Source organism: Roseovarius litoreus (genome assembly GCF_900142765.1).
Taxonomy (GTDB): Bacteria; Pseudomonadota; Alphaproteobacteria; order Rhodobacterales; family Rhodobacteraceae; genus Roseovarius; species Roseovarius litoreus.
In genome coordinates this window covers 711,638-729,662 of record NZ_FRCB01000001.1, presented here as the reverse complement: position 1 = coordinate 729,662, position 18,025 = coordinate 711,638, and the positions used below count along the sequence as shown (strand labels likewise).

Here is an 18,025-nt window from a genome sequence, read left to right as displayed (position 1 = left end):
AGGCGAGCTCGTCCATATCTGGAAATGTGATGAGTGATCCGCAAAACCACGTGAAGCCGCTCAGGGACCGTCGTCTTGTCCGAAAACTGTTGTTGTCCGCGCCATTGCAGCTGGGCCAGCGATGTCTGAACGCCGGGCATCATGGTGTGGCGGCGTGTATGCTGGGCGTTGTGGCGCGGCTTTATCCGGATGACTTGCGGGTGATGCATCTGCGCGCCATTGCCGCGCAACATCGGGGGCGCGAGCAGATGGCGGCGCAGTTGCGGGCGACACGCTTGCGGCGACTGGTGGTGCCGTTGATCGAGAGGCGGGATTACACCGGTCTTCTGATCGTGATGGCCGAGATGGAGCGCACGCATCTGACGATCCAGTTCAAGGCCGGGCAGATGATCGCACGGCAGCTTGTGACGGAAGAGGGTCGAAAAACGCTTCTTGAAAGCGCGCGACAGGCCCGGAAACGGTTCAGGGAGAGCGCCTATCTCAGCCATCTGATTTCGCTCTGCGAGGCGATGCAGGGGGACTATCGTCAGGCGGCTGAGCGTCTTTTGCAAGAGATCGACACGCCAAATGCTGCCGCGCCTGCGTTGATGGAAAAGCGGCGCCGGATATTGGAGCAGTCCTGGCGTGTCGTCGACCTGATTGCGCGGGAGTCGATGGATTGGAGCGAGGATCCCACCCATGGATGCCCGCCGGATCGCGAGGCAGCGCCGCCACTTGCGGGAGACTTCAAGGAAAAAGCGCTACAGGAGCGGCGGCGCGACGCGTATCTGGGGCTGTGCGATGCGGAATTTCGGGCAGCGGGCGAGCCGGGCAAGAAGCTGCGCGCGATCAGGGACATGCTGCGCGTGGGGATACGACACAGTCCCGACTACACCGAAACCTATGCGCTGGCGACACAACGTCTGATCGGTATCGCGGATGATCTGGAGTGCCTGTTTGCCCTCGAGGCGGTGTTGTCGCCGAAGGATGCCGTGAGAACGGTGGATGATCTGTGCCTTTATCTGTGGATTGCGCGACGACTGAGCCTGTGGACTGTGGCAGCGCGGATCGTCACGCATCTGGAGGCGTTGTCGATGAGGGGCGAGGTGGTCAAGGCGCTATGGCCCGCGCCAGGGGTGATTGCCGGGGACAGCGCCTGTCTGGATATGGCGGAGCGGATCATGGCGCGTGTCGAATGCCAGCCGCCCAAGACCAATCGCGACGCGCGGGATTACTTCAGCTGGGCGGCCGAGGCGAACCGGTATGACAAGGCGGATGCGTTTTACGCAAAGCTGCCCAAAGCCCTGCATCGGCGGCATGGTCTTTTGTATTACGTGAATATCCTGCAGCGTCAGGGTCGATTCAGCGAGGCGCTGAAGATCCTGACCGAGGTGCATGGGCAGTCGCTGGCCAATCCCAGCCTGTTGAACCCGGTCACCAATCACAGCCTGATCAAGCGCACGGGCGAGTTGCGGTTCCTGATCGAGACGGAGCGGCTCTATTCCAGCGTGAAACAGCCGCAAAACCCCAAGGCGGTGGTGCTGATCGCACCGCGCAACATCGACCAATTGCGCCGCTATCCGCTGATGGTTCTGATGGAACTCAAGCGGCGGGGATGGGCTGTGGTGCCTTTGGTCGAAGGGTTGCTGCCGCGCGAGATGACGGGCGATCCGGCCATCGACGTGATGAATGGCGCGATCAGCGCGACCTGCAAGCTGTCGGAGGCGGCGGAACGGGCGATGCCGGAGCTTACGGATTTCGTGGCCGATCCGTCCACCGGCACCCTGAGATGGGGCGAGATGGACCTGTCGCATGCCGTTTGGGAGGATGCGGCGATCAACCGGCGGCGATACAGCATCAACTGGGCTTGCCCGGAATTGCAGCATTATGTCGGTCGGCTGATGAGCTGGAGCGCAGCGATCGGCCGGGTTCTGGAGCATGCCAGGGGTCAGCATGATCTCACGGGGGGCAAGACGGCCTGCATGTCGCTGTTCAACAGCCGGATGCCGGATGCGCTGTTTCGGTTCTATTGCGCCGCGCGCGGCGATCCGGAGACGTTCTTTTTCCTTCATGCCGCGAATGGCTATCAGAATTACTTCAGCAATTTCTCGACCAACATCTCGCATCGCTTTGCATTGCGGAACATGACGAAACTGCCCAGGCTGCGGTCGGCCAGTTTTCCGATCCCCGAGTATTTCGAGGCCTATTACGCCGAGAACACGGCGCGCATTCCGCAGATCATGGAGACGTTCGCGGGGATCACGAAGGTCACACGTTCGACCGTTGGCCTCAAGACCCGGGCGCCCGAGGCGGCAGAGGCGGATTCACGGATCGCGGCTTGGCGCGCAAGGGGCGGCAAACTGGCCTGCGCCTTTGGCAAGGTGGTGTGCGACAGCGGCGTTCCGCATGATGGCGGGCCAGCCCATCGCAGCATGAAAGATTGGATCAACCATTCGGTTCGCGCGGTCGAGGGGTCTGATACGCTGCTGCTGATAAAGCCGCATCCGCATGAGTTGAACAACGAGATTGCGACCTTTCCGACGGAGTGTTTCCGAGATCTGATCGATGCGCCCATGTCCGAGAACGTCCTGTTTCTGGGGCATCGTTGGTTCGACATGCACGACATGCGAGAGCGGATGGATCTGGGGCTGGTTTATAATGGAACGACGACAATCGAACTGGGACTGATGGGAATTCCCGCGGTGTTGTGCGGGGATTTCGCGCCCGTCGATTATCCCATCGGGCATGTGGTGCCCAAGGACCGCGCCGATTACGAGGCGTATCTGCGGTTCGAGAAACCGGCGGTGGTGGCATTGGATATCCGCGAGCGTGCGGCTGTCTGGCTCGATTACATGGCCAATGAGGATTTCACGCAGAGCTATCGCTTCCACGCGCGCCCGGTGACCAACAAGGTGCTGTACCCGCCCTATTGGTTTGCCGAAGATCTGGAGCGCGCGGCGAAAGCGCCGATCCCGGAGATCGAGGAGCTTGTGGGGCGCGCCCTTGGGGAGCGTCTGGAACCCGGCGGGGACGCGGCGCTGAGGTACAGGCGGACGCGGGAAGAGGCGGCGGGGCAGATCACCCCGCGCTTGCGCACAGAGCAGGTGAGCCGACGCATGGCGCTGGACAGCGTGAGATTGCAGGTACCCCTGTCGGAAAGCAAAGCGTCATGACCGCCGATCTGCTGCCCATGCTGCGGGCGTTTTCCAGGGCTGTGAGAAAAACGGGATCGGTTCCGCTTGCGCCGTAGGGTTTCGATGTCGACAAGGGCGCGCCGTTGCTCCGGCCCTCAGGCTGTGGGCCGGAGCCGCAAGGCGGCAGGTCAGAACGTGTTCAGGAACGTATAGGCATAGAAGCGTTCGGGGCCGTGGCGGTTTTCCAGAAGGATTGCACCATCCGTGACGGCAATCGAACTGCGCCCGTTGGTGCCGGTCGTGCCGGTCAGGGCTGTGGTGCCGTGATCCTCGAGGCTCGCGCCCTTGGCCAGCGTCAGCAGAGACAGCGACGGGCCTGTATCATACGAAAACAGGCCCGCATGGGGTGTCTGGGGATACGCGGTGTCCACCATCGAGACCGCGATCAGCCCGCCCGCGCCCGGTGTCGGGATGCTCACCACGCTGTCGATCGTGATGCTGACCTTGCCGCTCATCAGGCAGGGGATGAGGGCCACGCCATCCGCGCTGCGCACCTGCATCGCGTCATGGAAGGTGGCGCCATCGGGGCTGACCTTTATGCGGAAATCATCGTCGCCGGTCAGGCCCATTTCGGCGCGACCCGACCAGTTGGACTGAAACAGGAGGCTGGCGGTATCGCCGGTGCCGGCCTTGTTGACCTTGAGCTGATGACCGCCGCCCGCATGGCTGAGCAGCGAGGCGCCCGAGGCGACCGACAGGCGGTTCGTGCTGTCCCATGACGTGCCTATCCCGACACCGTCCAGATTTTGTAGCGGCGGCACGACAGAAAGCCATGTTCCGCCTGAATAGACCCGCAACTCGCCCTCGGTCACGCCCCATGCGCGCCAGCCCTGCTGGGGAGGTATGAAGCTCCAGCCGGTCTCTGTGTAAAGGCCCAGTTGCCCGTCGTGGCCAGCCCATGCGTCACTTGCACCGGTCCCGATCGCATGAATTTCGCCCAGGCCGGGCGAGGCGGGGGGCTGGAGAGTGTCGAAGGCCTGAACGCTGAGTTGGACCAGAGCGTCAAGCCGCTCCAGCGCTTCGTTATGGGTGACGTGTTTCTGGGCCTGCGAGGGCATGAGGAAGGGAAGGGAAAGGCGCGGTGAAATGTCGGACATGCTGGTCTCTCGGATCCGGTTGCTGCTGCGTCAGACCCTGAGTCCAATTCCCTGACAAATGGTGAGCGCACCGTGCGCAGGTGTTGCGCGGCGTGATTTCAGATCAGGCCCAGTGATGTCAGGCCGGATCCAAGGCTCTCGATCACGGCGGATTGATCGGCATCGGACATTTGCGGGTGCAGCGGCAGCGACAAGGCGCCTTCGTAATAGCCCTCGGCCACGGGAAATTGGCCGGGCATGAAGCCGAGCGCGCGGTAATAGGGCTGTGTATGGATCGGGATGTAATGCACGTTCACGCCGATTCCGTTGTTGCGCAGATGGTCGAAAAGGTGCCGTCGCAGGCGGGCGCGGTCCGGCAGGGACGGGTCAAGCTGAACCGGGTAAAGATGCAGCGCCGAGCGATCCGCAACAGGGCGCTGTTGGCGGCGCAGCGGCAGATCGGCCAGCGCCCAGTCATAGCGCCGGGCAAGACCGTGGCGCAGAGCGATGAACGGTTCGAGCCGCGTCATCTGACTGGTGCCAAGGGCGGCTTGCATGTCGGTCATGCGGTAATTCAGGCCAAGATCGAGCTGTTGGTAATACCATGGTTCATCGGCGTCACGGGTCATCAGGGCGGGGTTGCGGGTGATCCCGTGGCTGCGCAGCCTGTCCAGTTTCGCGGCAAGCCGGTCGTTGCGGGTGGTCACGGCGCCGCCCTCGCCTGTGGTGACGATCTTGACCGGGTGGAATGAAAACACGCAGGCGTCCGAATAGCGGCAATCGCCCACGGGCGCGCCGTCAAGCAGCGCGCCGATGGCGTGGGACGCGTCTTCGATCACGTGAACACCGAACTCGGCCGCAAGAGTGTGGATCGCTGGCATGTCGCAGGATTGCCCTCCGAAATGCACCGGCATCACGATATGCGGCAGACGGCCCTTGCGACGGGCGACATGCAGTTTGTCGCACAGCCGATCGGGGCACATGGTCAATGTGTCAGGGTCGATATCCACGAAATCGACCTCGGCGCCACAAAGCCGGGCGACATTGGCCGAGGCCACGAAACTGTTGGGCGAGGTCCAGAGCCGTTTGCCCGTCTCAAGCCCAAGGGCGAGACAGGCGATATGCAAACCGGAGGTGGCACTGTTCACCGCGACGGCATGGGCCGCCGCGCAGGCGCTGCGCAGCGTTTGTTCGAAGCGCGGGATTGCGGGCCCTTGGGTCAGGTGATCCGAGATGAGGACATCGACCACGCTTGCGACATCCTCGGGGCTGATCCATTGGCGCCCATAGGGGATCATCGTCCGAAACCGGTTGCGGCCAAAAGCGTCTCTATTTCAGCTTGATTCAAGAAAACCGGGTTGTTGCCGGAATTGTATTCGAACTCGGGGTCCACACGCTTGCCGGTTTCACCCAGCCGGGTACGGGCGAAATCGACATCCGTGTTGTTGAACGTGATCGCCGGGGTGATCGAAAAGAAATTGTCGAAGCGGAGCGTCTGGTGGGCGTCTTCCTCGGGGCACATGACCTCGTGCAGTTTTTCGCCCGGGCGGATGCCCACGACCCGCTGTTCGAGATCGGGGGCCATGGCCTGTGCCAGATCGGTGATCCGGGTGCTGGGAATGCGCGGCACGAAAATCTCGCCGCCCCACATGCGTTCGAAAGCCTTGGTGACGAAATCCACGCCCTGATCCAGCGTGATCCAGAAGCGGGTCATCCGGTTGTCGGTGATCGGCAGGAAATTGGTCCCTTTGCCGATCATGTTGTGGAAAAAGGGGATGACCGACCCGCGCGAGCCCACCACATTGCCATAGCGCACCACGGAAAAACGGGTGCGGTTGGTGCCGACGGTATTGTTGGCCGAGACGAACAGCTTGTCCGAAACCAGCTTGGTCGCGCCATAAAGGCTGATGGGTTTCGCGGCCTTGTCGGTGGACAGGGCAACGACCTTGTCGACCTTCTGCGCGATGGCGGCACGGATCACGTTTTCGGCGCCGGTGATATTGGTGCGCACGCATTCCATCGGGTTGTATTCGGCCGCTGGAACCTGCTTGAGCGCGGCTGCATGAACCACGAGGTCCACATTCTCCATTGCATCGGTCAGGCGCTGGCCATCGCGCACATCGCCGATGAAATAGCGCAGCCGGCTTTCGCCGGGAAAACGCTGCTGCATCTCGAACTGCTTCAACTCATCGCGGCTATAGACCACCACGGCGGAAGGGGCGTAGTTTTCGAGGACATTGCATATGAACTGCTGTCCGAAAGACCCGGTTCCTCCGGTTATCAGAAGTCTTTTGTTGTTAAACATATGGCACCCGATAGTTCCAAGTTTACACGCATTTGTTGAAACTATCGGAGCCAAATATTAATAAGTTGATAACTTCCGATTAATCTTTTCTTGATGATTTGCCGGTCTTGCCCGAATGCGCCTGTCAGGCGCCGATCATGTCGGCCTTTTTCGCCGGGCCGCCCGCGATCATCGCCAGCACATCGCTGCCCAGTTCCCGTGCGCAGAAAATGTCCGCAAGCCAGTCCGGCTCTGGGGCATCGAAGCGCAGATTGAGGATATCATCCAGAGGCTTGATCAGGTTGCTTCCCGTGAACAGGCGCCGCATCGGTCCCACCAGTGGGTCGAGTGTGGTGTCGGGATAGTCCAGATGGACCATCGCGGGCACGCCCTCGCGGACAAGATCAATCGCGGCGGTGGAGGTGCATGTGATCCCGAGGCTGGCATTGGAAAGGGCCTGTGCCATCGTTCGGGCGGTCAGCCGCAGATTGGGCGGCAGATCGGTCCGCGCCGCGGCGAGGCCGGGATAATCATGCTGCTCGCGGTGCAGATGCCGGGTGTTTTCATCGGGCAGATGGCGCAGTTTGATCCAGACGTTGCGATCCGGGTTGCGCCGCGCAATGGCGGCCATGACGGCCAGCATGTGCATCCTTGCCCGTGCCGTGGACGGGCTGAGCGCCTGTGCGAAGAAATAGATGTCGCCTGCCGGGTTCAGCGTCGCCGCAGGTGGGGACTTGGGCATGAGAAAGGCGGGATGCCCGAAGCCGACGGCGGGCCATTCGGCCATTCCTTCGGTGGCGGGCTGAACATAGGATTTGCGGAAACTTTTACAGATGGCGCGAGGGAACAGATAGACCACGTCGCAATGACGGCGGTTGCGCATCCCCCGCCCCGGGGAGAAATCCAGCCCACCCAGAAACGAGACCACCCGCGCGCGCCCGGCCTTCTGGCGATAGAGCGGATCGCTCAACATCCGGTCGAGAGAGCGAAAGACACGGCTTGTCAGGATCGCGTCATACCGCCCGTCCATCAGCGCCGATTTCAGATCTGCGGTGTCAAGGATCTCGTAATCGCCCTTGGGCAAATACTGCCGGAGCTGCCGGTCCGAGAGGGCCGATTCGGGCGCATAGGCGGCAAAGGTGATCTGTGCGCTGCGGTCCGCCTCGATCAGAAGGCCTGCCAGCCTCGAGCAGAAGATCAGGGTGGAATCGTCACAAAACAGCAGCAGAAGGCGCGGTGCGCGGCGCATCATCCGCGCCGATCCGTTTCAGCTTCGAAGCGGGCAAGGATGGCGGCCTGTTCGCGATTGTGCCGACGATTGGCCGCTGTCCAATAGGCTGGTGTCGACCAGTCCTGCCGCAAGGTCCATGCCATGAAGCGCAAGGGTGCGCCGATGCGACGACTGCGCGACAGCCGTTGCAGAAATCGTCCTGGCCCCGTCTTTTTGAGTCTCGTTAACATATTATAGACTAAATCGCACTTACCCTAAGGTTGTTTAGCGTGGTGGCCCGTGTTTGTAAATCGGCAAGGCCGCGCCGGGGTAGTCGGTGATGAAATCAGCCATGTCTCATTCGGAATGTCAGACCACGGCCTGCGTGATCCTTGCCAGGGGCGGCTCAAAGGGTGTTCCGGGCAAGAACCTTCGGCATGTGGGCGGGGTGTCCCTGGTGGCGCGCGCGGTGCGGGCGGCGCGCATGGCAAGGCAGGTTGGCTGTGTCTATGTATCGACAGACGACGCCGCCATCGCGACCGAGGCGCGGCTTTACGGGGCGCGGATCATCGACCGGCCCGCCGCGCTGGCCAGTGACACCGCCAGTTCCGAATCCGGCTGGCTGCACGCGCTGTCGCACCTGCGGCGGGACATGCCCGATCTGTCCCGGCTGGTGTTCTTGCAATGCACATCGCCCTTCACCACCGGCGCCGATATCGATCACTGTCTCAAATCCATGCAGGACAAGGGTGCCGATTGCGCCCTGTCGGTGATCGCGGATCATTCCTTCTTGTGGTCGCAGGACGCGGATGGATGGGGGCAAGGGGTGAACCATACCCCCGCCCATCCGCGCCGGCGCCGGCAGGATCTGCCGCCGGCGTTTCGCGAAAGCGGAGCGATTTATTGCGTGAAGGCCGATGCGTTCGAGGCGGCGGGTCAGCGGTTTTGCGGCACGGTTGCGCTGTGCCCCGTGGATCATCCCCCGATCGAGATCGACAGTGAACGCGATCTGCAGATATGCGCGCTCCTGCTGCAGCAGATGGGGCGTGTCGGGGTCGATCCCGCAAGGCTGCGCGGCCTGCGCGCCGTGGTGATGGATTTCGACGGGGTGCATACCGACAACCGGGTTCAGGTGGATGAGACCGGCCAGGAAACGGTGCGCAGCTCGCGCTATGACGGGTTGGGCCTGTCGATGATGCGCGATGCGGGGCATTGGCGCATGTTGATCCTGTCGAAAGAACGTAATCCGGTCGTCGCCCGGCGGGCCGAAAAGCTGACCATTCCCGCGTTGCATGGCATCGACGACAAGCTCACTGCGCTGGATGCCTGGTTGAGCGTCGAAGGGCTGACCCGGCAAGAAGTGCTCTATGTCGGCAATGACGTGAACGACAAGGCGGTGATGCAGGCGGTGGGCCTCTCGGCCTGCCCCAGCGACAGCCATCCCGAGATCATGGCGATTGCGGATTGGATCCTGCCCTTTCCGGGTGGCGCGGGCGCCCTGCGCGCGATGGCCGACGCGCTTTTGGCGCATATGGGTCGGCAATGACGGGGCGGACCGCCGTGGTCGCCGGAAACGGACCGTCCGTCGCTCGCATCGATATGGGGCGCGTTCTGACCAGTGACACGATCCTGCGCACCAACAACTTCTTTTTCGAGCCGATGCACTATCTTGGCCGGAGGGTGGATCTGGCGGTCATGGCGGGCGATCCGCGGGTCGCACCTTTCGTGTTCGCGACCCTTTGGCAATGCCGGGTGGATTACGATCTGCAGGGTTGGACAAGCCATAACCCTTTGGTCACACGGGCGGGACAACGGCGATTTTCGTCCCTGTATCGCAGGGTCGGCTTTCGCAGCCACGATATCGCGCAGCGGCTCGGGGTGCTAATCGCGCAGCATGACCGCAAGCCGATGACCGGCACCTATGCGGTTCTGATGGCGCATGCTCTGGGCTTCGAGCGGATCATTCTGGCGGGTTTCGACATGTATGGCGGCGCCCGGCGCTATCCCTATCAGCCCGGGCCGCGCTGCAGGGCGCTTCTGGGGCAGGATCTGGGGCATCGGGGCCTTGACGGGCGGCTGCATGATCCGCTGCTCGATCGCAGGATCCTCGAAATGTTGATGGAGCGGGGCGATGTCGATCTGATGCGGGCGAGTGAGGATACCTGGCTTGACGATCTTCTGCCTTTGGCTCCGATCCGTGAGGGGCAGCCGGTGATCGCAACGCCGCGTCAGCCTCCCACCGATTGGGCCGCGCGCAGCGGCCTTTACCATATCGACATGCTCAGGATGATGCGCCGGATGCGACGCTGGCAGCGCAGTGTGCGATGGGGAAAACCGGCATGATCGCGCTGCGCAAAAACGTCCATGACCCCCGGCTTTGGCTGGAAACACAGGTCTATCCTCTGTGGTCGGGTGTGGCGATCGACCCGGCAACCGGGGTCAGTTGGGAGGCGTTGGATCACGCGGGACGCCCGCTGCGCGATATCGACCGCCGCTTGCGGGTTCAGGCGCGGCAGGCCTATTGCTTTGCCTCGGCCGGGCGCGCCGATCTGCTGGATCTGGGCGAGCGCCAGTTCCGTTTCGCGATGGATCACGGGTTCGATCCCGGCAGCGGCAATCTGGTGGCGCTTTTCGACCGTCGGCTTGGGATCCTGTCCGCGCCACATGATCTCTATGATCTGGCGTTCATGCTGCTGGCGGCATCTGCGTTGCTGCAGCATGGGCGTTTGCGCGCCGATGACCTGCCGCGGCTCGAGGCGGGACTGGCCCGGCTCAAGGCGCCGCGTGGCTGGCATGAAAACGCGGCAAAGTCCCTGCCGCGCCGTCAGAACCCCCATATGCACCTGTTCGAGGCTGCGACCGAGCTTTACAGGGTCACACGCGCGTCCCGGCATCTTGCGATTGCCGATGAATGCCTTGGCCTTTTGCGGGATGTCTTTCTGCAGCCTGATGGCCGGCTTCTGGAATATCATGAGGGTGATCTTTCCCCGATGCCACGGCCCCGGCAATCGGTCGAGCCGGGGCATATGGCCGAATGGGTGTATCTGCTGCACCGTTACGAGCAGGTGACGGGGCGGTGCGCCGGGATCAGCCTCGTGCGCCTGTTCAGGGCGGTGCGCGCCCGAAAACTCGCGTCGGGATTTCTGCCCGATACCAGCCAGCCGCTTGCCCGCAGCCGCCGATTGTGGCCGCAACTGGAGTATCTGCGCGCGGCCATGGTGATGTGTTGGCGTGGCCATGACCTTTCTCCCGGTGACAGCCCTTCGGCGATCATGGAGCGCATCTGGCTGGACTATCTGACGACGGATGTTCCGGGCGGCTGGTTCGATCAGCGCGACGCGCAAGGCGCGCTGCGCTCGCGCCTGATGCCGGCCTCGAGCCTTTATCATGTGCAACTTGCGATCCGCGCCTATTGCGACGGCGAATGACGGGACGCGATCCATGTCGCCGGCCTTTGGCTTTACCCCAGGGGTCGGTCCTGTCTATAGCTTGAAGGATGGCAAAAAGCAGCTCGACCAGGACAACGCGCAAACCCGCGCCCGGCACGCGCCCGGTGCGATGGTTGCGGCGTTGGACCATCAGACTGGGCGTTTTGGCGGTGCTGATCGTGCTGGGCACAGTGGCCGCCCATCGTGTGATCGATCCGCCGCGCACCTTCTACATGGGTCAGGAAGCCCGGCGTCTTGGCGGGATCGACCACCTTTGGGTGCCGCTCGAGGCGGTGGCGCCCGTCATGGCGCGCTCGGTCGTGGCCGCAGAAGACGCCAATTACTGCCTGCATTGGGGCTTTGACATGATGGCGATCCGCACCGCGATCGAGGATGGCGGCGCGCGCGGGGCATCCACCCTCAGCCAGCAGGTCGTCAAGAACGTCTATCTGTGGCACGGGCGAAGCTGGCCGCGCAAGGCGTTGGAGGCGGCGATCACGCCGGTTGTCGAAATGCTGTGGCCCAAGCGCCGGATCGTCGAGGTCTATCTCAACGTGGCCGAGTTCGATGAAGGGGTGTTCGGCGTTGCGGCAGCGGCCCGGCATTATTTCGGCGTGCCGCCTTCGGATCTGACTCCGGTTCAGGCGGCGCGGCTCGCTGCGGTTCTGCCCGATCCCAAGGGGCGCTCGGCGTCCAACCCAGGCGAGTGGCTGCGCAAACGGTCCGCCGCGATCCTGGACGGGGCGGCAACGATCGACCGGGATGGGCGCGCGGATTGTTTCGAGGATTGAAAATCCGGGCCATTCGCGGCATGGAGGGATGAGTTGCTGCCTGACAAGGTTCTATTTCGACATGGCCAAACTTTATCACGTTCCCCTTTCCCCTTTTTGTCGCAAGGTCCGTCTGAGCCTTGCGGAAAAGAAGATCGAGTGCGAATTGATCGAAGAGCGCTATTGGGAGAAGGACCCTGATTTCCTGCGCCGCAACCCCGCCGGAAAGGTGCCGGTTCTGAAGATCGACGGCATGACCATGGCCGAAAGCGCGGCGATCTGCGAATATCTGGAAGAAAGATACCCCGATCCCGTCCTGATGCCGAAAAGCTCCGAGGCCCGATACGAGGTGCGTCGGCTGATCAGCTGGTTCGACGACAAGTTCCATTCCGAGGTCACGTCGAAACTGGTCTATGAGCGGGTGAACAAGAAGGTGATGGGGCTAGGCTTTCCCGACAGCAGCAACGTGAAAGCGGGCGCCAAGGCGATCAAGTATCATCTGGATTACATGACATGGCTGCTGGACCGGCGGCGCTGGCTTGCAGGGGATGCGATGACGCTGGCGGATTTCGCGGCCGCGGCGCATTTCAGCGCGCTGGATTACATCAGCGATGTGGATTGGACCCGGAGCGAGACGGTCAAGGACTGGTATGCCAAGATCAAGTCGCGCCCGGCATTTCGCGGGATCCTCGCGGATCAGGTGCCCGGTTTCCCGCCGCCTGCGCATTATGCCGATCTCGATTTCTGAAAAGGGGGGCCTTGCCCCCCGGCCTGCGGCCTCCCCCCAGGATATTTCCGGCCAGAAGAAACCATGCCGGGTTTGAAAGACAGGCTGGTGGCGCGGGCCCTGGAGGAAGGGTTCGATCTGGCGCGGCTCTGTCGGCCCTGGGATGTGGGGCATGTGCCGGAGCGGCTGAAGGCGTTTCTCGACAAGGGGTATCATGGCCAGATGGGCTGGCTGGCCGAGCGCGCGGAGTGGCGCGGCGATCCTTCGGTCCTGTGGCCGGAGGCCCGCGCGATCGTGATGCTGGGCGAAAGTTATACGCCCGAGGAGGATCCGCTGGCGTGTCTGGGCCAAGGGGATGTGGGAGCCGTCTCGGTCTATGCGCGAAACCGGGATTATCACGATCTGGTCAAGAAGCGGCTCAAGCGGCTGGCACGCTGGCTGATCGCCGAGGCGGGCGGTGAGGTGAAGGTGTTCGTGGACACAGCACCCGTGCCGGAAAAGGCGCTTGGCCAGGCGGCGGGGCTTGGCTGGCAGGGCAAGCATACCAATCTTGTCAGCCGGGATCTGGGCAGTTGGTTTTTCATTGGGTCGATCTTCACCACCTTGGATCTCGAGCCTGATCCGGCAGAAATCGACCATTGCGGCTCGTGCCGCGCCTGTCTGGACATTTGTCCGACGGATGCGTTTCCCGCAGCTTACCAATTGGACGCGAGGCGCTGTATTTCCTATCTTACGATCGAGCATAAAGGGCCGGTGGACCTTGGGTTGCGGGGGTTGATGGGCAATCGCATCTATGGCTGCGATGATTGTCTGGCGGTCTGTCCATGGAACAAGTTCGCCCGAGAGGCGCGTGAGGTCAGGTATCATGCACGCGACGATCTGAAGGCTCCGAAGCTGGCGGAACTGGCTGGCTTGGATGATGCGGCGTTTCGCGCAAGGTTTTCCGGCAGCCCGATCAAGCGCATCGGGCGCGACAGGTTCGTGCGCAATGTGCTTTATGCGATCGGCAATTCCGGGATGCCCGGGCTCAGGCCCGTGGCGCAAAGCCTGTGCGAGGATCCCGACCCGACGGTTGCCGATGCGGCGCGATGGGCGGTGCTGCGACTGGATGGTGACGCAAACGGGATGGCATGACCCCGAAAACCCGCTAAACCGGCGGCAGGCAGGCGAGGGAACGGATGCATGGCGTTGCTGTTGGGTGTCGATACCGGGGGAACCTATACCGATGCGGTGCTGATCCGCGACGAACGGGATGTTGTGGCCAAGGCCAAGGCCTTGACGACGCGGCAGGATCTGGCGATCGGCATCGGCCGGGCGATCCGCGATGTGCTGCGGCAGAGTGGCGAGGCGGCTGCGGGGATCGGGCTTGCCTCCTTGTCGACGACGCTGGCCACCAATGCCCTGGTCGAGGGTCAGGGGGGGCGCGCCGGGCTGATCTATATCGGGTTTCGCGCAACCGATCTGGAAGGGCACGGATTGGACAAGGCATTGGCCGGCGATCCGGCGCTGGTGCTGGCCGGTGGGCACAGCCATGCCGGATCCGAGGCGATGCCTCTGGATGAAGCGGCGCTTTTTGCATGGTTGGAGACCGTGCGCGATGTGTCGGCCTTTGCCGTGGCGGCCCAGTTCGCCACCCGGAACCCGGCCCATGAGCTGCGCGCCGCCGAGATCGTGCGCCGCGTCACGGGCAAGCCCGTGTCGTGTTCGCATCATCTGTCGGCCAAGCTGAACGGGCCGAAACGGGCGCTGACTGCGCTGTTGAATGCGCGGCTCATCGGGATGATCGCGGGCTTGATCGACCGGGCCGAAGGCACGTTGCGCGAGCTGGGAATTTCGGCGCCCTTGATGGTGGTACGTGGCGATGGCGCGCTGATTTCGGCCGATCAGGCCCGAGAGCGACCGATCGAGACGATCCTGAGCGGGCCTGCCGCCAGCATCGTGGGGGCGCGCTGGCTGACCGGGGCCGATCATGCGCTGGTGTCCGATATCGGGGGGACGACCACGGATGTGGCGGTGCTGCGCGGGGGCAAGCCGATGATCGATCCGGCGGGTGCGCAGGTGGGTCCGTGGCGCACCATGGTCGAGGCCGTGGCGATGCGCACAACCGGCTTGGGCGGTGACAGCGAAGTGCATGTGGAAGATGAGGGCTTGCAGGGCGGTATCCGGCTGGGACCGCAGCGGTTGATTCCGGTCAGCTTGATGGCGTTCGAAGCGCCCGGTCCGGTGCATGACGCGCTGGACGAACAGCTGCGCCGCGCGGTGCCGGGTGAGCATGACGCGCGGTTCGTCCGTGCCGTCACCGGTATCGACGCCAGTGGCCTGTCCGAGCGCGAAGAGACGCTTCTAAGCCGGATCGGTGACGCAGTGCACCCGCTCGGCGCAGTGCTCAAAACCCGGCTGGAAGGGCAGGCGCTGCGCCGGTTGGTGGCGCGGGGGTTGGTGCAGGTGGCCGGGGTCACGCCATCGGACGCCAGCCATGTGCTTGGTCGCCTGACCGAATGGGACGCAAATGCCGCGACCAAGGCGTTGCAGCTTTTGGGCCGCAAGCGGACCGGCAGCGGCACCATGCTCTGTCCCGATCCGGTTGCCTTCGCGCAATTGATCGTGGATCAGCTGACCCATCAGACAAGTCTGGCCTTGTTGGAGACTGCTTTTGCCGAGGAAGAGACGCCATTTGACCTAGCCCCCGATCTTTTGGCCCGGCATGTGCTGATGCAGCGCGGTCTGGCCGGTCATAAGGGCTTGGTGCGGCTCGAGACCGGGTTGAACGTGCCGGTTGTGGGCTTGGGGGCCTCGGCGCCCAGCTATTATCCCGATGTGGGCAAGCGTCTTGGCTGTCCGATGATCCTGCCGGATCATGCCGGTGTGGCCAATGCCATTGGTGCCGTTGTGGGCCGGGTCACGATCCGGCGCAGCGGGACCGTCACCTCGCCTGCCGAGGGCAAGTTCCGGGTTCATCTTGACACCGGACCCGAGGATCACACCGAGGCCGAGGCCGCGATGACCGCCTTGCAGGCCGCGCTTGAACAAGAGGCGCGCAAGCAGGCGGATGCGGCGGGTGCCGAGGATATCCACGTGCAGGCCAGCCGCGCGCTTCGCACCGCGCAAGCCGAGGGGCGCGAGGTGTTTCTCGAAGCCGAGATCACCGTCGAGGCGACAGGGCGGCCCAGGGTCGCCGCCTGAGGATGTCGCGGATGCGCCGCTGCTCAAATCTTGGTCACTTGAGCGGGATCGTGCGCGGTCTTGCCGCCGGATCGGGCTGCTTGCAAAGATTTGATTTTGAAAACCCGCCAGCCGTACCCATGTAATATCCAAGCGCCAATCACCGGAGACCGACGCATGAGCCGATACCGAAAGGATCCCGACGCCATCGCCGCCCTTGACCCCGAGCAATTCTGGGTCACGCAGGAAAACGGCACCGAGCGTCCAGGCACCGGCAAGTATCTCTCCAACAAGGAGCCGGGCCTCTATGTCGATATCGTGTCGGGCGAACCGCTGTTCGCCTCGGCTGACAAATACGAGTCGGGCTGCGGATGGCCCAGCTTCACCAAGCCGATCGAGCCTGCGCATGTGACCGAACTGCGCGATGTGAGCCACGGTATGGTGCGCACCGAAGTGCGCAGCACGCATGGCGACAGTCATCTGGGCCATGTCTTTCCGGATGGTCCGCGCGACCGCGGCGGCTTGCGGTATTGCATCAATTCGGCAAGTCTTCGGTTCATCCACCGCGATGACATGGAGGCCGAGGGCTATGGCGATTATCTGGATCAAGTGGAGGACGTGACATGACGGAACGCGCTGTACTGGCGGGGGGCTGCTTTTGGGGAATGCAGGATCTCATCCGCAAACTGGATGGGGTGATCAGCACCCGTGTCGGCTATACCGGTGGGGATGTGCCCAATGCGACCTATCGCAACCATGGCACCCATGCCGAAGGGATCGAGATCATCTTCGACCCGGCCCGCATCACCTATCGCCACCTGCTCGAGTTCTTCTTCCAGATCCACGATCCGACCACGCCGAACCGGCAGGGCAACGATCTGGGAATGAGCTATCGCTCGGCGATCTATTATGTGAACGACGCCCAGAAAGAAGAGGCGCTGCGCACCATTGCCGATGTCGAGGCATCGCGCAACTGGCCCGGCAAGGTGGTGACCGAAGTGGAGCCGGTCGGCGATTTCTGGGAAGCCGAGCCGGAACATCAGGATTATCTCCAGCGTTTCCCGAATGGCTATACCTGCCATTTCCCGCGCCCCGACTGGATCATTTCCCGCACCAAGCCCCGGAAATCCGCCTGATCCCGGGGCCGTTTCGGGCCTGAACAGAGCCTGATATGCAACAGGCGAAACCCGGCCTTTCGCCTTTGTGCGATCGCCGGGAATTGACCTCGGCCGCGCCGCCGCCCATGGATAAGGGGAGAGGGAGGCGCGGCAATGAGTCCGTTCAAGGGCATCGCCCTGAAACTGTGTTCCGTCATGCTGTTCGTGGTGATGTCGGCCTTGATCAAGGCGGCATCGGATCACGTGCCGCCCGGGCAGGCCGTGTTCTTCCGGTCGTTTTTCGCGATACCCGTGATCCTGGTCTGGCTGGCGCTGCGCGGTGATCTACGCACGGGTCTGCGCGTGCAGTCGCGCATGGGCCATTTCTGGCGCGGTGTGGTGGGCACCACCGCCATGGGCCTCATGTTCGCGGGGCTGGGCCTCTTGCCCTTGCCCGAGGTAACGGCGCTTGGCTATACCGCGCCGCTGCTGACGGTGGTGTTCGCCGCAATGTTCCTCGATGAGAAGGTGGGCGTGTTCCGCATCAGCGCGGTGGCGCTCGGGCTGGTTGGGGTGCTGATCGTGCTCTCGCCGCGCCTGAGCACCCTGAGTGGCGAGACGGTCCAGACGCTCGAGGCGATCGGTGCGGTCGTGGTGCTGTTGGGCGCGGTCTGTGCCGCACTGGCACAGATCTACGTGCGCAAGATGGTGGCCACCGAACAGACCAGTGCGATCGTGTTCTATTTCTCGCTCACCTCGACGCTGCTATCGCTGCTGACAATCCCTTTCGGATGGGTCATTCCCGGTGGAACAGAGACTGTTTTCCTGATCCTCGCCGGAGTTTTGGGCGGCACGGCACAGATCTTCCTGACATCCTCGTACCGGTTTGCCGATGCCAGCGTCGTGGCGCCGTTCGACTATGCCTCGATGCTGTTCGCGCTGCTGATCGGCTATTTTGTCTTTGCCGAAGCGCCGACCGGTCCGATGCTGCTTGGCGCGGCGCTGGTGATCCTTGCCGGGATCATCATCATCCTGCGTGAAAGACACCTTGGCATTCAGCGCGGCAAGGCGCGCGCCGCGCGCACACCGCAGCTCTGA

Annotated in this window: 16 protein-coding genes; 11 read left to right on the top strand and 5 right to left on the bottom strand. The window is 63.0% G+C overall.

Annotated features, from left to right (window positions below; all coding sequences use genetic code 11):
• Positions 1 to 29: 29 nt before the first annotated feature.
• Complete coding sequence (locus F3H35_RS03540) at positions 30 to 3,152, top strand: hypothetical protein (RefSeq protein ID WP_149778244.1); 3,123 nt, start codon at positions 30 to 32, stop codon at positions 3,150 to 3,152.
• A gap of 149 nt (positions 3,153 to 3,301) precedes the next feature.
• On the opposite strand, the gene F3H35_RS03535 is transcribed toward F3H35_RS03540, so the two are convergent.
• The 5 genes from F3H35_RS03535 to F3H35_RS19100 form a co-directional block, all read right to left on the bottom strand.
• Complete coding sequence (locus tag F3H35_RS03535) at positions 3,302 to 4,270, bottom strand: DUF2793 domain-containing protein (RefSeq protein WP_149778243.1); 969 nt, start codon at positions 4,268 to 4,270, stop codon at positions 3,302 to 3,304.
• A gap of 98 nt (positions 4,271 to 4,368) precedes the next feature.
• Positions 4,369 to 5,547 (bottom strand): UDP-4-amino-4,6-dideoxy-N-acetyl-beta-L-altrosamine transaminase, encoded by a 1,179-nt coding sequence (gene pseC, locus F3H35_RS03530; RefSeq protein WP_149778242.1) that lies wholly within the window; start codon positions 5,545 to 5,547, stop codon positions 4,369 to 4,371.
• A complete protein-coding gene (pseB, locus tag F3H35_RS03525; RefSeq protein WP_149778241.1) occupies positions 5,544 to 6,554 on the bottom strand; it encodes a UDP-N-acetylglucosamine 4,6-dehydratase (inverting) in 1,011 nt (336 codons plus the stop codon). Before pseB ends, pseC begins: the two co-directional genes overlap by 4 nt.
• Before the next feature lie 124 nt (positions 6,555 to 6,678).
• Positions 6,679 to 7,785, bottom strand: a complete 1,107-nt coding sequence (locus F3H35_RS03520; RefSeq protein WP_149778240.1) for a DUF6716 putative glycosyltransferase — start codon at positions 7,783 to 7,785, stop codon at positions 6,679 to 6,681.
• Positions 7,782 to 7,907 (bottom strand): hypothetical protein, encoded by a 126-nt coding sequence (locus F3H35_RS19100; RefSeq protein WP_262975118.1) that lies wholly within the window; start codon positions 7,905 to 7,907, stop codon positions 7,782 to 7,784. The genes F3H35_RS03520 and F3H35_RS19100 overlap by 4 nt, the downstream gene beginning before the upstream one ends.
• 176 nt (positions 7,908 to 8,083) lie before the next feature.
• Here F3H35_RS19100 and F3H35_RS03515 point away from each other — a divergent pair, with 176 nt between their 5' ends.
• From F3H35_RS03515 to F3H35_RS03470, 10 genes are all read left to right on the top strand, one after another.
• Positions 8,084 to 9,289 (top strand): acylneuraminate cytidylyltransferase, encoded by a 1,206-nt coding sequence (locus F3H35_RS03515; RefSeq protein ID WP_223228295.1) that lies wholly within the window; start codon positions 8,084 to 8,086, stop codon positions 9,287 to 9,289.
• Positions 9,286 to 10,086 (top strand): hypothetical protein, encoded by an 801-nt coding sequence (locus F3H35_RS03510; RefSeq protein ID WP_149778239.1) that lies wholly within the window; start codon positions 9,286 to 9,288, stop codon positions 10,084 to 10,086. The genes F3H35_RS03515 and F3H35_RS03510 overlap by 4 nt, the downstream gene beginning before the upstream one ends.
• On the top strand, positions 10,083 to 11,171 hold the full coding sequence (locus F3H35_RS03505) for an AGE family epimerase/isomerase (protein ID WP_149778238.1): 1,089 nt from the start codon (positions 10,083 to 10,085) through the stop codon (positions 11,169 to 11,171). The genes F3H35_RS03510 and F3H35_RS03505 overlap by 4 nt, the downstream gene beginning before the upstream one ends.
• A gap of 68 nt (positions 11,172 to 11,239) precedes the next feature.
• The gene (mtgA, locus tag F3H35_RS03500) at positions 11,240 to 11,962 is read left to right on the top strand and encodes a monofunctional biosynthetic peptidoglycan transglycosylase (RefSeq protein ID WP_149778237.1); all 723 of its coding nucleotides are present in this window, start codon (positions 11,240 to 11,242) and stop codon (positions 11,960 to 11,962) included.
• 61 nt (positions 11,963 to 12,023) lie between these two features.
• The gene (gene fzlA / locus F3H35_RS03495; RefSeq protein ID WP_149778236.1) at positions 12,024 to 12,689 is read left to right on the top strand and encodes an FtsZ-binding protein FzlA; all 666 of its coding nucleotides are present in this window, start codon (positions 12,024 to 12,026) and stop codon (positions 12,687 to 12,689) included.
• Positions 12,690 to 12,752: 63 nt separating this feature from the next.
• The gene (queG, locus tag F3H35_RS03490) at positions 12,753 to 13,802 is read left to right on the top strand and encodes a tRNA epoxyqueuosine(34) reductase QueG (protein WP_149778235.1); all 1,050 of its coding nucleotides are present in this window, start codon (positions 12,753 to 12,755) and stop codon (positions 13,800 to 13,802) included.
• A 48-nt stretch (positions 13,803 to 13,850) separates the two neighbouring features.
• Complete coding sequence (locus F3H35_RS03485) at positions 13,851 to 15,851, top strand: hydantoinase/oxoprolinase N-terminal domain-containing protein (RefSeq protein WP_149778234.1); 2,001 nt, start codon at positions 13,851 to 13,853, stop codon at positions 15,849 to 15,851.
• A gap of 156 nt (positions 15,852 to 16,007) precedes the next feature.
• Complete coding sequence (gene msrB, locus F3H35_RS03480) at positions 16,008 to 16,457, top strand: peptide-methionine (R)-S-oxide reductase MsrB (RefSeq protein ID WP_149778233.1); 450 nt, start codon at positions 16,008 to 16,010, stop codon at positions 16,455 to 16,457.
• Positions 16,454 to 16,966: a peptide-methionine (S)-S-oxide reductase MsrA gene (gene msrA, locus F3H35_RS03475; protein WP_149778232.1), complete on the top strand. Its 513-nt coding sequence runs from the start codon at positions 16,454 to 16,456 to the stop codon at positions 16,964 to 16,966. Before msrB ends, msrA begins: the two co-directional genes overlap by 4 nt.
• Before the next feature lie 135 nt (positions 16,967 to 17,101).
• Entirely contained in the window at positions 17,102 to 18,025 is a 924-nt protein-coding gene (locus F3H35_RS03470) for a DMT family transporter (protein ID WP_149778231.1), read from the top strand.

Excerpts from the sequence above, each read along its gene's own strand:
- pseC (WP_149778242.1), bottom strand. The coding sequence starts at position 5,547 with ATGATCCCCTATGGGCGCCAATGGATCAGCCCCGAGGATGTCGCAAGC.
- F3H35_RS03515 (WP_223228295.1), top strand. The coding sequence starts at position 8,084 with ATGAAATCAGCCATGTCTCATTCGGAATGTCAGACCACGGCCTGCGTG.
- F3H35_RS03505 (WP_149778238.1), top strand. The coding sequence starts at position 10,083 with ATGATCGCGCTGCGCAAAAACGTCCATGACCCCCGGCTTTGGCTGGAA.
- msrA (WP_149778232.1), top strand. The coding sequence starts at position 16,454 with ATGACGGAACGCGCTGTACTGGCGGGGGGCTGCTTTTGGGGAATGCAG.
- F3H35_RS03485 (WP_149778234.1), top strand. The coding sequence starts at position 13,851 with ATGGCGTTGCTGTTGGGTGTCGATACCGGGGGAACCTATACCGATGCG.
- queG (WP_149778235.1), top strand. The coding sequence starts at position 12,753 with ATGCCGGGTTTGAAAGACAGGCTGGTGGCGCGGGCCCTGGAGGAAGGG.
- fzlA (WP_149778236.1), top strand. The coding sequence starts at position 12,024 with ATGGCCAAACTTTATCACGTTCCCCTTTCCCCTTTTTGTCGCAAGGTC.
- F3H35_RS03540 (WP_149778244.1), top strand. The coding sequence starts at position 30 with ATGAGTGATCCGCAAAACCACGTGAAGCCGCTCAGGGACCGTCGTCTT.
- pseB (WP_149778241.1), bottom strand. The coding sequence starts at position 6,554 with ATGTTTAACAACAAAAGACTTCTGATAACCGGAGGAACCGGGTCTTTC.
- mtgA (WP_149778237.1), top strand. The coding sequence starts at position 11,240 with ATGGCAAAAAGCAGCTCGACCAGGACAACGCGCAAACCCGCGCCCGGC.
- F3H35_RS19100 (WP_262975118.1), bottom strand. The coding sequence starts at position 7,907 with ATGGCATGGACCTTGCGGCAGGACTGGTCGACACCAGCCTATTGGACA.
- F3H35_RS03510 (WP_149778239.1), top strand. The coding sequence starts at position 9,286 with ATGACGGGGCGGACCGCCGTGGTCGCCGGAAACGGACCGTCCGTCGCT.
- msrB (WP_149778233.1), top strand. The coding sequence starts at position 16,008 with ATGAGCCGATACCGAAAGGATCCCGACGCCATCGCCGCCCTTGACCCC.
- F3H35_RS03520 (WP_149778240.1), bottom strand. The coding sequence starts at position 7,785 with ATGATGCGCCGCGCACCGCGCCTTCTGCTGCTGTTTTGTGACGATTCC.
- F3H35_RS03470 (WP_149778231.1), top strand. The coding sequence starts at position 17,102 with ATGAGTCCGTTCAAGGGCATCGCCCTGAAACTGTGTTCCGTCATGCTG.
- F3H35_RS03535 (WP_149778243.1), bottom strand. The coding sequence starts at position 4,270 with ATGTCCGACATTTCACCGCGCCTTTCCCTTCCCTTCCTCATGCCCTCG.